Consider the following 13,713-nt stretch of genomic DNA (forward strand, 5'->3'; position numbering starts at 1 on the left):
ACGCCGTGTGGTGCCGTTGGGACGCCCCTTATTGAAAACAGTTTTCGACAAGCCTGCTTGCGTCGGGTATCGTCGGCCACGCCTTAATGACAATGATTTTCACCTGGTTGACGGAGGTACCCATGAAAACCGGCATTCACCCCGACTACCACCATGTCGTCTTCCAGGACGCCACGACCGGACGGACATTCCTGACCCGCTCCACCGCCACGAGCTCGCGAACCATCGAGTGGCGGACCGCCGACGGGATTCACACCTACCCCCTCATCGTCGTCGACATCACGTCGGACTCACACCCGGTGTGGACCGGCAAGCGGCAAATCCTGGACACCGCCGGACGCGTCGAGAAGTTCAATCGCAAGTACGGCCGATGACATTGCCGCGGGTATCCCCTTGCCCCGTTGAGATATTCGCCTCTCCACCAAGGACCACCCGACACCGCCCGCGCCCCGGGGCCCACAGCCGGGGCGCGGCCACGACCGCGGCCTGGGACTGGCAGTTGCACGCCAGTTGCCGCGGCCTGCCGGCCGAGGTGTTCTACACCGGCGACGACGACCGCGGTGCCCGGCGGGCCGCCCACGAAGAACACGCCAAGCAGATCTGCCACCGCTGCCCGGTGCAACGCGATTGCCTCGGTCATGCCCTGGAGGCCGAGGAGCCCTACGGTATCTGGGGTGCGACGACACCGAAGGAACGAGCCGCGCTGCGGGGGTCGCCGATTCGGCCGTAGTTCAACCCCGCGCGCCGTATCGTCGACGCGTGATCCCCCCGGTTGATCGCGTGCGCTCGCGATGGATCCTCGCGGCGGTCTCCACGGCGCTGTTCTGTGTGCAACTCGACTACTTCGCCATGAATCTGGCGCTGCCCCGCATGGCCGCCGACTTGGGCTCTACGACAACCGATCTGCAGTGGGTCGTCAGCATCTACATGCTGACCCTCGGCGCCTTCATGGTCCCGGCCGGCCGCATCGGTGACATCTTCGGCCGTCGCCGCGCGCTGCTCGGCGGTATCGCCCTGTTCGGCATCGCCTCGGTGGGCTGCGCACTGGCACCCACGGCCGCCGTGATCATCGGGTTCCGGGCGTTGCAGGGTATCGGCGCCGCCTTCATCTTTCCGGTCTCGGTCAGCGCCCTCACCAATGCTTTCTCCTCGGAAAAGTCCAGTCAGGCAATCGGATTGGCCTACGGCATCGCCGGGCTGGGCAACGCGGCCGGGCCATTGGTGGGCGGCCTGCTGACCGAGACCCCGGGATGGCGCGCGATCTTCTTGCTGCTCGTTCCGCTGTCGGCCGTCGCGCTGCTCATCGGAGCCATGACCATTCCAGAGAGCTCCGACGCGACCGCAGACCGCCGGCTCGATATCGGCGGCCTGGCCCTCATCACCACGGGCATCGGGCTTTTCACGGTCACCTTCGACCGGGCCCCGACGTGGGGATGGCTGTCACCCCAGACGGTGACGGCGTTCGTCGTCGCGGTGGTGGTGCTGGCGGGATTCGTCGTCGTGGAACAACGGGTGCGCTCACCGCTGGTGAACCTGGCGCTGCTGCGGAACCCGACCTTCACCATCCTGGTCGTCGCGGGCACCATCGCCAACGTCGCCTACACCGTGACAGTGTTCCTGTCGACGCTGAACCTGCAGCTGGTACGCGGCCTCAGTCCACTGACCGCCGGCATCGCGTTCCTCGGCCCCTCGGCCGGCGCCGCACTCGGCGGCGTGCTGTCGGGCCGCATCGGCGCCCGGTTCCCACCGGTACTCGTCATGGGTACCGGGTGCGCCGCGGCGGCGGTATCGCTTGCCGGGCTTGCTGTTTCGCGGCATTGGGCGCCGTACCTGGTGGCATTGACGGTCTGCGGATTCACCATGGGCCTGGTGTACGCCTTCACCACGGTCGCCACGCAGACAGTCGTCGCACCCGAGCGCGCGGGCGAGGCAGCGGGCGTCACCCTCACGGCGCTGGTGACCCTCGCGGGCGTCGGTGTCGCAGTCTCCGGAACCGTGCTGGAAGTGCTTCAGCACCACCACGTCACGACGGCAGAGGGCATCGAACGCATCCTGCTGGTAATCGCGGCGCTGCTGCTGCCGGCCGGGCTGGCGGTGCTCCGGAAGGCCCGCTTGCGAACTTCACAGGGAATTATTAGCTGAGCTAGCAAAATCGTCGGTACCTTGGTGACAACGCCACGACACCGAGGGAGCACCGATGGGATTCGGACCGCCACAGGGCCGGCCGACTGTCACCGACGACGAAATCGCCGCCATCATGGATCCGCCGCAACGGGTCCGCGCACTGCGAAACATGCTGGGCGCCACCGGCGATGCGCTCGAACCGTTGATCGACCTGTATCGGCCGTACGTCACCGGGCTGGACCGACTGCCCCGCGACGGCCGATTTCTGTTGGTGGGCAATCACACCGCATTCGGCTTCGCCGAGATTCTGCTGATGCCGTACTACACCCGGCGCGAGCTCGGCGTGCAGGTGCGCCCGCTTGCCGAGCGGGGCCTGGCACAGGCCAAGGGGTTCGGCGGCGATCTCGTCGCCGCGTACGGCGGCGTCGTCGGCCATCCCGACACCGCGCGAGAACTCATGCGGCACAACGAGACCGTGCTGGTGTTCCCCGGCGGCGGGCGCGAGATGCCCAAGTTCAAGGGCGAGGAGTACCAGTTGAAATGGGACGGGCGAAGCGGTTTCGCCCGCGTGGCCATCGAAAGCGGCTACCCGATCGTGCCCGTCGGCCTGGTCGGCAGTGACGACGTCTACGAACCTCTCGTCGAGCGCGACAGCACGCTGGGCGGGCTCAGCCAGTCCATCGGCGCGCGGTTCGGCGGGCGGACCGACATGGCGATGCCGCTGGTCCGCGGCATCGGGCCGACGCTGATCCCCCGCCCGCAGCGCATGTACCTGGAGTTCGGCGAGCCGATCAGCACGACGGCGCCCACCGGCCGGACCAACCACGCGCGCTGGGTGGAGACGGTCAAGACCACGACTCAGCAAGCGCTGGAACAGATCCTGGCCAGCCTACTGGAGGTCCGGGCCGGCGATCCGTACCGGAACCTGAATCCGCTGGCGTGGTCGCGGGCGGCCCAGCCGCCGGAGGCCGTCGTCCGCGCGGGTTGACCTTCGCGGCGGTCGGGAAACCGTAACGTGGGTTGCCACCGGGCGCATGCACCAGAAAGGCTTCGCGAGATGGCATTCACCGATTACCAGCAGCTGACCCTGACGCGCCGTGACAATGGGGTCCTGCTGATCACCCTCGACCGGCCGGAGAAGTACAACGCCGCCGATGAGGGCATGCACGCCGAGCTGGCCAACATCTGGAAGGACGTCGCGGCCGATCCGGACACCCGGGTGGCCGTGATCACCGGAGCGGGCAAGGCCTTCAGCGCCGGCGGCGACCTGGCCATGGTCGAGCGCATGGCCGGCGACTACCAACGCGTCTCGCACATGCTCGACGAGATGAGCGACCTGGTCTACAACATGATCAACTGCGACAAGCCGATCGTGTCCGCCATCAACGGCGTCGCGGTCGGCGCCGGTGCCGTGGCCGCGCTGCTGGCCGATGTGGCGATCATCGCCGAGGACGCCAAGATCGGCGACGGCCACGTCAAACTCGGTGTGGCCGCGGGCGACCACGCCGCGATCATCTGGCCGTTGCTCGCCGGAACCGCCAAGGCGAAGTACTACCTCATGACGGGCGAGATGATCGACGGCATCGAGGCCGAGCGCATTGGCATGGTCGCCAAAGCCCTTCCCCGCGAACAGGTTTTGGACGAGGCGCTCCGCATCGCCGACAATCTGGCCACCGGTGCGCAGCAGGCGATCCGGCTCACCAAACGCGCACTGAACAACTGGCTCCGCAATGCCGGCCCCATCTTCGACCAGTCCGCGGCCTACGAGATGTTGACGTTCCTCGGCCCGGATGTGGTCGAGGGTTACACGGCGCTGCGCGAGAAGCGTCCGCCCCGGTTCCCGTCCGCGCAGTAGGTGCAGGAGCCGTCGTGAGCTGGCAGCAGATCGAGCCCTTTCTGGTGGCGCTTGCCATCGGGCTACTGCTCGGCCTCGAGCGCGAACGTAGCCATGCCCGCAAGCTCCCTGCCGGATCGCGCTCGTTCGCGCTACTGTCGCTGGCTGGGGCGGTCGCAGCAGGTTTCGGCCAATGGGTCATCGTCGTTGGATTTCTCGGCGTCGGCGCCCTGATCGCGCTCGCCTACTTCCGGACCAGCGCAGAAGATCCCGGAACGACCACGGCGACAGCAGCGCTCGTCGCGTATCTCCTTGGCGCCCTGGCCTATTCCCGTCCGGCAGTGGCGGTGGCCCTCGCCGTCGTCGTCGCCGGCCTGCTCGTCTCGAAGAACCGCATCCACCGTTTCGCCCGCGACATCATGACCGAGGTCGAACTGGAAGACGCGATCAAATTTCTCGTCGTCGCATTCGTGATCCTCCCGCTGCTACCGGACCGCGGGTTGGGGCCCTACGGCGTCCTCAATCCGGAGAAGGTGTGGACGCTGGTAGTCCTGCTCACCGGCATCGGGTGGGTGGGTTACATCGGTGTTCGAGCTCTGGGCCCGGAGCGTGGACTGCTCGTCACGGGTATTGCGGGCGGGTTCGTCTCGGCGAGCGCGACAACGGCGTCGATGGGGCGGCTGAGCCGCACGACACCCAGCTTGCGTGCCCCGCTGGCCGCTTCCTTGCTGGCCAGCCTGGCCACCTTTGTGCAGCTGCTCATCGTGATCGCAGTGGTGGACATCGAAGTGCTCCGTCGGCTGTGGCCACCGGTGGCCGCCGGTGCCGCCGTGCTGGTGGTCATCGCCGCCGTCGTCTACCAGGGCGCCGGTCGGCCGGACCAGAGCGCCACCACTCCCGTCGAGCGCGCCTCGGCCAGCCGGCCTTTCGCCCTGCGGCCGGCGCTCATCCTGGCCGCAGTGCTCACCCTCGCGCTGCTCGTCGGCCGATGGGGAGCCGACGTACTCGGCACCCAGGGCGCTGTCCTCGCTGCCTTCGCCGCGGGTTTGGCCGACGCTCACGCCGGTTCGGTTGCCGCCGCAAGCCTTGCTGCCAAGGGTGACATCACCGTCGATACCGCGCTTCTCGCGGTGGCGGCCGCGCTCGGTTCCAACCTCATCGTCAAAACAGTGCTGGCTTTCACTGCCGGAGGCCGACGGTTCGGGCTCCGGTTTCTCGCCGGGATGACGCCGCCGGCGTTGGTGTTCGGCGTTGTCTTGGCCCTGACGATGACGTAGCTGGGCGTGCAGGCCGGCTACCTGGTGCCGAAAGTCCCATCGCCGCTGTCCCTTTGGCACCAGCGAAGAGCCGGTCCACGGCGGGACGATGGTCCTCAGCAGCGGAAGGAGCAGCGCATCATGATGTTCTGGTACGGCCACGACATGGGCGGTTGGGGTTACGCGGCGATGGCAATCGGGATGTTCCTGTTCTGGGCACTGGTTGTCGCCAGTCTCATCGCACTCGTCCGCGGCGTCGGCGGCGGACAGAGGACCTGGTACTCCGGCCCCGCCGAAGCCGACGCTCGACAGGTACTTGCGGTGCGATACGCACAAGGTGACATCACCGAAACGGAGTACCGCGAGAGGCTGGCGGTACTCCGCGAACACGCGCGAACGTGACCTCTACGGTCCAGCTCACGGCAGCCGTCACACCGTTGCGGACGCCGCCTCGACCAATGCATCCGCAGCGAGTAGACCCAGGTTGTTCGAAGCCAGTGGGCTGTCCCCGGTGAGCAGCCGCCGGTCCTGGTGGACCTGCCCGCTCATCTGGTCGTTGACCACCTTCAGCCCTTGATTCTCGAGCGCCTCGGCGATGAACAGCCGGAGCCCGCCGGGCAGGTAGCCGATGTCCTTGTTGGGGCCCTTGTCGAGCGCGTCCGGGAACACGCAGATGCTGTAGCCCTTGAACGGCGAGTCCTCCTTGCCGATCGCGGCCGCGAGCAGGCTGGCCGGCCCGTGACAGAGCGTGATGACGAATCTGTCGTTCTCCAGTGCCCAGTCGAGCACCTGACCGACCTCGGGGCTGAACGGGATGCCGACCTCGACACCGTGACCACCCGGGATGAACACCGCCAGGTAGTCGGAGTCGGGGCCCAGTCTGTCCGCGATCACTTCGCGCAGCGCCAGAGGCTCCTTGAGCTTCGGCTTGAGGTCTTCGTACGTCTTGAGCACCGCGTCGTCCTTGCGGGGCATCGCCCACAGCTCCAGCTTGGCCGGGTTTCCCGTGATGGTGGCGACGTCGACGTCGAACCCGGCGGCCATCAGGTGATGCAGCGGCAGCAGCATCTCCACGGGGTGGTTTCCGGTGGAGAACATGGTGCCGTTGTCCATCAGCAGATAGCGCTCGTCGGTGGCGATCATCAGGACCTTCCACCGCCCGCCGGTATAGGCGCCGGCGTGCTGGACACCGCCGAAATCGGTTTTGTCCGAGGTGTATTGGCTCAACGAGTACGCCGAGGGGAAGAACGCGTTGTCCTCAGCCGGATCGGGTGTCGGGGACTTGCTCAGTTCGGATTCGCTCATGAGGATGTCCTGACGTTGTCGGGATGTGGGGCGACGCCAGCCAGCCTATGAACTTCCCGGCCAGAGCGGTAGGTCCGGAAAGCACAAATGGGGCCGGTGGACACCGACCCCATTTGAATCTCTGTGGAGCTAAGGGGAATCGAACCCCTGACCTTCTCGATGCGAACGAGACGCGCTACCAACTGCGCTATAGCCCCTTACCGGAAGCAAAGGCTACCAGTACCGGTCCGCCACATGAAAACCGGTTACTGCCCGGCCGCCCGGGGCAGGTCATAGTCGCGCGCCATCCGGGCATATTCCAGGTGCTCGAAGATCGGGTCCTCGTCGTCGATGTCCAGCACTACGGCGCCTGGCCGCCGCAGCCTAGAAGGGACGACATCGAACTCCTCGTCCTGAGTGTTCTCCACACCGTGCCGCGACCGCATCATGCGCTGGGCACGACGGCGCCGCAGCTGCTCTTCGATGCGGGTCTGACGACGCAGGTAAGCCAGGTACAGCACGGAGATGACGCTGACCGCGCCGCAGACCCACCACATGCTCGGCGACAGCGAGAAGGCCGCGATGCCGGTGAACAGGATGGCCAGCGCCATGCCCGAGAGCATCCGGCTGCGGAAGCGGTACTTGCGCTCGGCGGCCGCAACGGCGGCCTTCGACTCGTAGCGGTTGCGGCGGGCGTGCGACATCGAGTCGGCCAGCTTCGGCTCGTCCTCCGACACGGCCTCGACACCCGACGTGTCGTCGACGTACTCGTAGTCGTGCTCGGTGCCGTCCTCCGCTTCGGCCTGAGGCTCTTCCACAGTCTCGCCAGCCTCGTCGGCCGCCACCGCCTCATGAACGTCGGTGGTCGGCTCTGCCTCTGCCTCTGCCTCGGGCTCGGCCGCGGCCATCTCGTCGGTGAGCGCTTCCTCAGGCTCGAAGTCGGCCTCGGAGATGGTCCGGATCGCCATGGTCGGCGTCGCGACGTCATCGAAAAGCGTTGGCTGTTCCTGACTTTCAGGCTCAGGAACGACCTTCATGCGTCCGGAGGCGCCGATCGGCAGCGCACCGGAGTCCATCTCGACGACCTCGACGTCCAGATACGCCGATTCCTCGACGACGACCTGTTCGGCCAGTACCACCGCACGCGGGGCACCGGCTTCAGGGTCGGCGACCGGGATCGAATCGGTCGTCGCGTCGCCGCGCGCGAAGTCATCTTCGAACGCGGTGAAGTCCTCGTCCTGCTTCCAGTGCGGGTCGCTGTAGTGCCCCGAGGCGGGTCCACTGCGGCGCCGCAGCCGGCTGTTGCCCTGCGTGTTGAGCACGCGGGTCGCCAACGCGACATCGCTCGTACGGCGGACGTTTTCGCGCTTGCTGATCAACATCGGCACCAACACGAAAAGCCACAACACGACGAGGGATATCCACAGTAGGGATTGGGGGATGCTTGGCATGTCGCCGGCTCCTTTCCCCATCAGATTAGGTCCGTGACCAGCGCATCCGAAGCCGACGCGCCAGGTTCAATTACACACCTGTAATTCGCTACTTACAAGCACATCAGTCACTTATGTCACATCTGCAACACAGACTCATTTGCGATTTGCGCACATTTCACGGCGCCGACGGTACGAATTGCTCAGACCCAGGTGGCTCGACCATCCCTGACCAGCGCCGATGACGCTGACTGCGTCATCTCCTCCACCGTCTTCGCGACCAGCAAATGGTCGCGCCAGGCTCCGTCGACTTCCAGGTACCGCTGCAGCAGGCCCTCTTCGCGGAAGCCCACACGCGCCAGCACCGACCGGCTCGGACCGTTCTCCGGCCGCACCGTCGCCTCGATCCGGTGCAGGCCGACCGGGCCGAAGGCATGGTCGACGCCCAGCGCCAGCGCGGCCGTCGCGATCCCTCCGCCGGTGAACCGGCTTGCCACCCAGTACCCGATCCACGCCGACCGCAGCGCTCCGTGCGTGACGTTGCCGATGGTCAGCTGCCCGCAGAACTCACCGTCCAGCTCGATGACATACGGCAACATGCGACCGCGCCGGGCCTCGCCCCGCAGCCCCGAGCACAGTGCCGGCCACGACGAAACAGCATGGCGCGCAGTCCAATCCACCTCGCCGACGGGCTCCCAGGGCTCCAGGTGCGCGCGGTCGGTCAGCCGCATCCGGCTCCACACCGGGCCGTCGCGCAACCGCACCGGCCGCAATCGCACCACCCCGGCATGCACCCGGATCGGACCGACCGACAGCGGCCAGCCAGGATGCATCGAACTCGAACGCAACAGGTTCACGAATCAGCCACGCTGTGCAAGAAAGGCCACGTCGACCGATTCGCCCGTGCGAATCTGCTCGGCCTCGGTCGGCACGATCACCAGGCAGTTGGCCTCCGCGAGGGTGGCCAGCAGGTGCGACGCGCCCGGGGCCCCGCCCAGCGCCTGCACCAGGTACTCGCCGGTGTCCTGATCGCGCATCAACTGGCCACGCAGAAATCCCTTGCGCCCCACCACCGACGAGATGGGTGACAACGTCCGAGCCGGCACCACGCGCCGCATCGGCTGCCGCTTGCCCAGCGACATCCGGATCAACGGACGGACCATCACCTCGAAGACCACCAGCGCACTCACCGGGTTCGCGGGCAGCAGGAAAACCGGGACGCCGTCGCGGCCGAGCGTGCCGAAACCCTGCACCGATCCGGGGTGCATCGCGATCCGGGCGACCTCCATCTCCCCCAGCTCGGCGAGCACCGCGCGCACGCCCTCGGCCGCCGCGCCGCCGACAGCGCCCGCGATCACCACGACTTCCGACCGGCTCAGCTGGCCCTCGATCACATCGCGCAGGGTCTTGGGGTCGGCATCCACGATGCCGACGCGGTTCACCTCGGCGCCGGCGTCGCGCCCGGCGGCGGCCAAGGCATAGGAGTTGACGTCATAGACCTGGCCGTTGCCGGGCGTGCGGGAGATGTCGACGAGCTCGCCGCCGACGGAGATGACCGTCAGCCGCGGCCGCGGGTGGACCAGCACGCGTTCGCGGCCCACCGCCGCCAGGAGTCCGACCTGGGCCGGCCCGATGATGGTGCCGGCACGCACCGCGACGTCGCCGGGCTGCACGTCGTCCCCGGTACGACGGACGTAGGCGCCGGACCGCACCCCGCGCAGGACCCGCACGCGCGATTCGCCGCCGTCGGTCCAGCGCAGCGGCAGCACCGCGTCGGCGAGCGTGGGCATCGGCGCACCGGTCTGCACCCGGGCGGCCTGCCGCGGCTGCAGGCGAGTGGGGGTTCGTTCGCCGGCGGCGATGGTCGAGACCACGGGCAGCGTGACGTCGGCGTCGCCGCCGGAATCCGCGCCAATGACGTCGACGCTGCGCACCGCATAGCCGTCGATGGCGGCTTGATCGAACCCGGGCAACGGGCGTTCGGTGACCACCTCTTCGGCGCACATCAGGCCCTGCGCTTCGGCTATCGCCACCCGCACCGGCCGCGGTGCCACCGCCGCAGCCGCAACCCGGGCCTGCTGGTCCTCAACCGAACGCACAGCTCGCCTTTCTGCATACCTCGCACACCGTGGCTGACCACATGCTCGCGCACGTGCGGGCCAACCGTACCGCCGGTGTCAGGCGCTCAGCGCTCGGCAAGACCCAATCGCTCGACCAACCAACGCCGCAATTCCGGGCCGTAGTCGTCGCGTTCCAACGCAAAGTCAACCGCAGCTTTAAGGTAGCCGCCGGGATTTCCCAGGTCGTGTCGGGACCCGCGGTGCACCACCACATGCACGGGGTGGCCGTCCTCGATGAGGAGCGCGATGGCGTCCGTCAACTGGATCTCGCCGCCGACACCCTTCTGCACGCGCCGCAACGCGTCGAAGATGGCGCGGTCCAGGATGTACCGACCGGCCGCGGCGAACGGCGACGGGGCGTCCTCGGCCTTCGGCTTCTCCACCATGCCCTTGACGCGCAGCACATTCGGGTTGGCCGCGTCGGGCACCGTCTCGACGTCGAACACGCCGTAGGCGCTGATCTCGTCCTCGGGCACCTCGATGGCGCACAACACCGAGCCGCCACGCTTGGCGCGTACCTTCGCCATGGTCTCGAGCACGCCGGTCGGCAGCACCAGATCGTCGGGCAGCAGGACCGCGATGGCATCCTCGTCGGGCAGCAGCACCGGCTCGACGCAGCTGACGGCGTGGCCCAGGCCCAGGGGCTCGGCCTGCACGACCGACTCCACCTTGATCAATGCGGGTGCGCGCCGCACCTTCTCGAGCACCACGTGCTTGCCGCGCGCCTCGAGCGTTCCTTCGAGGATGAGGTCCTCGACGAAATGCGCAACGACGCCGTCCTTGCCCTCCGAGGTCACGATGACCAGTCGCTCGCCGCCGGCGTCGGCAGCTTCCGCAGCAACCAGCTCGATGCCGGGGGTGTCGACGACCGGCAGCAACTCCTTGGGCACGGTCTTGGTGGCAGGCAGGAAACGCGTGCCCAGACCAGCCGCCGGGACCACCGCGGTACGCGGCATCGGCACTGAAGTCTGTGTCGTCATTGTTCACACGATAACGGCAATGCCTCGATCTGCCCTACCAAGGTGCACCTTCCAGGGGTCAGCGGCAACGCCGAAGTGGCCGTTACCTGGACAGGTGTACAACACCGGGCGAGCAAATATGACACGGTGGTAACCGTGACCCCTGAGGGAAAGCGTGAGCTGCGCAGCGCCATCCTGAATCGACGGCGGGCCCTGACGCCGGAGCAGAGGCAGGCGGACGCCGAAGCGCTGGCGCGACGGGCGCCCGAATTGGTGAGCCCCGGCGTCGTGGTGTGCGCGTATGTCCCGATCGGCACCGAACCGGGTTCGCCGGCGATGCTGGACGCCCTGATCGACGCCGGTGCCCGGGTGTTGTTGCCGGTGACGCACCCCGACGCCCCGCTGAGCTGGGGCTGGTATCGCGCCGGGCATCTCACGAAGGCGTCCTTCGGACTACTCGAACCGGCGGGGCCGCATCTTGCACCCGATGCGATCCGGCAGGCCGGCGTGGTGCTGGTCCCTGCGCTCGCCGTCGACCGTGCGGGCGTGCGCCTCGGCCGCGGCGCCGGCTTCTACGACCGGTCGCTCTCGCTGGCCGCGGCGGACGCGCTGCTCGTGGCGGTGGTGTACGACGACGATCTGCTGCCGGCGCTACCTGCCGAACCGCACGACGTCGCGATGACGCATGCCCTGACCCCGCGGGCGGGCCTGGTCACGCTGGGAGTTTGAAGCTGAGGGAGACGATCAGTCCTTGCCGCAGGTACATCCCGATCCGCAGTTGCAGTTTTCACAGGTGCAGTCCGGGTTGTCACAGCCGCCCTTGGTCATGATGCGAGTCATGCGCACAATGCTATGTGTCCCGCCGCCATCCCGGACGTGATTGCCCCTGCCACCTGGCCACCGGGCCTGTCGGCCTGGGAATGCCCGGCACCGAATAGCTGTTTTGGCACTTGAGCCGGTAGAGTGCTAACAAGTTTGACGACCTCGGAGGTTTACGTGCCGACCTATTCCTACGCGTGTACCGAGTGCGACAACCGGTTCGACGCGGTGCAGGCATTCAGCGATGACGCGCTGACCGAATGCCCGAAGTGCCACGGCCGGCTGCGCAAGCTGTTCGGCTCCGTCGGCGTGGTCTTCAAGGGCAGCGGCTTCTACCGCACCGACAACCGCGATTCGAAGAGCTCCAGCACCGCGGCCGCTCCCGCAAAGAGCGAGTCGAGCTCCAGCTCGTCGGACTCGTCTTCGTCGTCCTCGTCGTCCTCGTCGAGCAGCAGCACGAAGTCGGCCGCGCCGGCCGCCGCCGCGTCCAACTGAGTTATCCACAGGCCGGAAGCGTTCCGGCCTGTGTTTCCCGCACAGAATCCCTACCGTTACGGCATGGGGGATTCGCTCGATGCGCCGTTGATCGGCCGACTGACACACAAGCTGCGGCCCGACTGGACCAGGACCACGGCCGCGCGCCGCGCCGCCGCAGGGATGTTGGTGGTCCTCGCGGCCGTCATCGAATTTCGGCCGGACCCCGCGGACGGACAGGTCGCCGTCGTCGTCGCCGCGCATGACCTGTCCCCCGGCTCAGCCTTGACGGCAGACGACGTCGTCGTCGAATCCCGTTCCGCGCCAGGCATTCCCGACGGCGCACTGCGCGAATCCAGCGCCGTCGTCGGCTCGACGCTGGCCGCCCCAGCGCGACGCGGCGAGGTCATCACCGACGTGCGGATACTCGGTTCCCGGCTCACCGTCGCCGCCGCCGGGCCCGACGCGCGCATGGTACCACTGCATCTGGCGGACGCCGCGCTCCCGGACCTGCTGCGCGCAGGCGACGTGGTCGACGTCCTGGCCGGACCGGAGAACGCCGGCACGACAGCCGATCAATCGCCGGCCGAGGTGATCGCCACCGACGCGCGGGTGGTGCTGGTGTCCGAACGGCGCAAGTCACCGACGAGCGCCGACGAACGCGTCGTACTCGTCGCCCTGCCGCGGCACAGCGCCAATGTCGTCGCGGGCGCGGCGCTGCACCGGGCCATCACCGTCACTCTGCACTGATCCGCGAAATTTGCCGCACGGCTGATTTCGATTTCGTCACCAGTACGCATCTGTTGCGATCGTCCGGCCGCCGACTCCTGCACGATGCTCAGGTCGGTCTTACCGTTCGTGGGTACAGGCCGTATCACAGGGAGGGCAGTCATGCTTAAGGGCTTCAAAGAGTTTCTCGCACAGGGGAACATCGTCGATCTGGCGGTCGCCGTCGTGATCGGCGCCGCGTTCACCACGCTGGTGAAGGCGTTCACCGACCAGGTGATCCAGCCGTTGATCTCCAGCATCGGTGCCGGCGGCGACCACTCGTACGGGGTCCTGCGGATCCACCTGCTCGGCGACAACTACATGGACCTGAACGCGGTCTTGAGCGCGACGATCAACTTCGTCCTGGTGGCCGCCGTCATCTACTTCGTGGTTGTGCTGCCGTACAGCAAGTTCCGCGCGGCCAAGGAAGACGCCATCAAGGAGGAAGTCGAACTTCTGAAGGAAATCCGCGACCTGCTCGGCAACAAGTAGCGGATACGACAAAGCCCCCGGCCTGAAGTGGTCCCCGAAAGTTGGACCCTGACGTAGGGAGCTTAAGCCGCGAGGGCCGAGCAATTGTCAATACCTGTGGATCGGGGTGTTTCAGGCGACCTCCGTTTCGGTGTGTTGATCGCCGTCTGACGG

At 67.3% G+C, this 13,713-nt stretch carries 16 protein-coding genes and 1 tRNA gene; 11 read left to right on the forward strand and 6 right to left on the reverse strand.

The genetic code is table 11. The annotated features are described in order from the left end of the window. Nucleotides 1–122: 122 nt before the first annotated feature. The 7 genes from ACJH7A_RS12425 to ACJH7A_RS12455 all read left to right on the forward strand — a co-directional run bounded on the left by ACJH7A_RS12425 (nt 123) and on the right by ACJH7A_RS12455 (nt 5,616). Nucleotides 123–374: a type B 50S ribosomal protein L31 gene (locus ACJH7A_RS12425; protein ID WP_073694427.1), complete on the forward strand. Its 252-nt coding sequence runs from the start codon at nt 123–125 to the stop codon at nt 372–374. 125 nt (nt 375–499) lie between these two features. After that, the gene (locus ACJH7A_RS12430; RefSeq protein ID WP_073694361.1) at nt 500–730 is read left to right on the forward strand and encodes a WhiB family transcriptional regulator; all 231 of its coding nucleotides are present in this window, start codon (nt 500–502) and stop codon (nt 728–730) included. A gap of 29 nt (nt 731–759) precedes the next feature. Continuing rightward, entirely contained in the window at nt 760–2,142 is a 1,383-nt protein-coding gene (locus ACJH7A_RS12435) for an MFS transporter (RefSeq protein ID WP_406802065.1), read from the forward strand. 55 nt (nt 2,143–2,197) lie between these two features. Next, nucleotides 2,198–3,112, forward strand: coding sequence for a lysophospholipid acyltransferase family protein (locus ACJH7A_RS12440; protein WP_406802066.1), 915 nt, complete (start codon nt 2,198–2,200; stop codon nt 3,110–3,112). Nucleotides 3,113–3,181: 69 nt separating this feature from the next. After that, a complete protein-coding gene (locus ACJH7A_RS12445; protein ID WP_073694359.1) occupies nt 3,182–3,979 on the forward strand; it encodes an enoyl-CoA hydratase/isomerase family protein in 798 nt (265 codons plus the stop codon). A 14-nt stretch (nt 3,980–3,993) separates the two neighbouring features. Continuing rightward, nucleotides 3,994–5,235: an MgtC/SapB family protein gene (locus ACJH7A_RS12450; RefSeq protein WP_406802067.1), complete on the forward strand. Its 1,242-nt coding sequence runs from the start codon at nt 3,994–3,996 to the stop codon at nt 5,233–5,235. Nucleotides 5,236–5,355: 120 nt separating this feature from the next. Further along, entirely contained in the window at nt 5,356–5,616 is a 261-nt protein-coding gene (locus tag ACJH7A_RS12455) for an SHOCT domain-containing protein (protein ID WP_406802068.1), read from the forward strand. Nucleotides 5,617–5,643: 27 nt separating this feature from the next. Here the strand turns inward: ACJH7A_RS12455 and hchA are convergent, their stop codons facing one another. The 6 genes from hchA to ACJH7A_RS12485 form a co-directional block, all read right to left on the reverse strand. After that, nucleotides 5,644–6,519 carry a glyoxalase III HchA gene (gene hchA, locus ACJH7A_RS12460; protein ID WP_406802069.1) on the reverse strand — a complete coding sequence of 292 codons (876 nt, stop codon included), beginning with the start codon at nt 6,517–6,519 and terminating at the stop codon, nt 5,644–5,646. 124 nt (nt 6,520–6,643) lie between these two features. Continuing rightward, nucleotides 6,644–6,716: transfer RNA gene (locus tag ACJH7A_RS12465), tRNA-Ala, on the reverse strand. A gap of 48 nt (nt 6,717–6,764) precedes the next feature. Continuing rightward, on the reverse strand, nt 6,765–7,949 hold the full coding sequence (glpR, locus tag ACJH7A_RS12470) for a gephyrin-like molybdotransferase receptor GlpR (protein WP_406802070.1): 1,185 nt from the start codon (nt 7,947–7,949) through the stop codon (nt 6,765–6,767). A 182-nt stretch (nt 7,950–8,131) separates the two neighbouring features. Continuing rightward, nucleotides 8,132–8,785, reverse strand: coding sequence for a GNAT family N-acetyltransferase (locus ACJH7A_RS12475; protein WP_406802071.1), 654 nt, complete (start codon nt 8,783–8,785; stop codon nt 8,132–8,134). A gap of 3 nt (nt 8,786–8,788) precedes the next feature. Next, nucleotides 8,789–10,027 carry a gephyrin-like molybdotransferase Glp gene (glp, locus tag ACJH7A_RS12480; protein WP_133427929.1) on the reverse strand — a complete coding sequence of 413 codons (1,239 nt, stop codon included), beginning with the start codon at nt 10,025–10,027 and terminating at the stop codon, nt 8,789–8,791. Between the two features lie 86 nt (nt 10,028–10,113). Next, nucleotides 10,114–11,004, reverse strand: a complete 891-nt coding sequence (locus ACJH7A_RS12485; protein WP_406784555.1) for a UTP--glucose-1-phosphate uridylyltransferase — start codon at nt 11,002–11,004, stop codon at nt 10,114–10,116. 159 nt (nt 11,005–11,163) lie between these two features. On the opposite strand from ACJH7A_RS12485, the gene ACJH7A_RS12490 reads away from it, so the two are divergent. The 4 genes from ACJH7A_RS12490 to mscL all read left to right on the forward strand — a co-directional run bounded on the left by ACJH7A_RS12490 (nt 11,164) and on the right by mscL (nt 13,560). After that, nucleotides 11,164–11,736, forward strand: coding sequence for a 5-formyltetrahydrofolate cyclo-ligase (locus tag ACJH7A_RS12490; RefSeq protein WP_064859513.1), 573 nt, complete (start codon nt 11,164–11,166; stop codon nt 11,734–11,736). Nucleotides 11,737–12,003: 267 nt separating this feature from the next. Beyond that, a complete protein-coding gene (locus ACJH7A_RS12495) occupies nt 12,004–12,321 on the forward strand; it encodes an FmdB family zinc ribbon protein (RefSeq protein ID WP_061003899.1) in 318 nt (105 codons plus the stop codon). Nucleotides 12,322–12,384: 63 nt separating this feature from the next. Then, the gene (locus ACJH7A_RS12500) at nt 12,385–13,050 is read left to right on the forward strand and encodes an SAF domain-containing protein (RefSeq protein ID WP_061003897.1); all 666 of its coding nucleotides are present in this window, start codon (nt 12,385–12,387) and stop codon (nt 13,048–13,050) included. Between the two features lie 141 nt (nt 13,051–13,191). Further along, nucleotides 13,192–13,560 carry a large-conductance mechanosensitive channel protein MscL gene (gene mscL / locus ACJH7A_RS12505; RefSeq protein WP_064859516.1) on the forward strand — a complete coding sequence of 123 codons (369 nt, stop codon included), beginning with the start codon at nt 13,192–13,194 and terminating at the stop codon, nt 13,558–13,560. The last annotated feature ends 153 nt before the right edge of the window (nt 13,561–13,713 follow it).

It is taken from the genome of Mycobacterium sp. SMC-17, from assembly GCF_045310915.1.
Lineage (GTDB): Bacteria > Actinomycetota > Actinomycetes > Mycobacteriales > Mycobacteriaceae > Mycobacterium.

What these genes read in the sequence shown, in the direction of transcription:
- ACJH7A_RS12425 (WP_073694427.1), top strand. Translation starts at nt 123, where the DNA reads ATGAAAACCGGCATTCACCCCGACTACCACCATGTCGTCTTCCAGGAC.
- ACJH7A_RS12440 (WP_406802066.1), top strand. Translation starts at nt 2,198, where the DNA reads ATGGGATTCGGACCGCCACAGGGCCGGCCGACTGTCACCGACGACGAA.
- ACJH7A_RS12445 (WP_073694359.1), top strand. Translation starts at nt 3,182, where the DNA reads ATGGCATTCACCGATTACCAGCAGCTGACCCTGACGCGCCGTGACAAT.
- ACJH7A_RS12455 (WP_406802068.1), top strand. Translation starts at nt 5,356, where the DNA reads ATGATGTTCTGGTACGGCCACGACATGGGCGGTTGGGGTTACGCGGCG.
- hchA (WP_406802069.1), bottom strand. Translation starts at nt 6,519, where the DNA reads ATGAGCGAATCCGAACTGAGCAAGTCCCCGACACCCGATCCGGCTGAG.
- glpR (WP_406802070.1), bottom strand. Translation starts at nt 7,949, where the DNA reads ATGCCAAGCATCCCCCAATCCCTACTGTGGATATCCCTCGTCGTGTTG.
- ACJH7A_RS12485 (WP_406784555.1), bottom strand. Translation starts at nt 11,004, where the DNA reads ATGCCGCGTACCGCGGTGGTCCCGGCGGCTGGTCTGGGCACGCGTTTC.
- ACJH7A_RS12500 (WP_061003897.1), top strand. Translation starts at nt 12,385, where the DNA reads ATGGGGGATTCGCTCGATGCGCCGTTGATCGGCCGACTGACACACAAG.
- mscL (WP_064859516.1), top strand. Translation starts at nt 13,192, where the DNA reads ATGCTTAAGGGCTTCAAAGAGTTTCTCGCACAGGGGAACATCGTCGAT.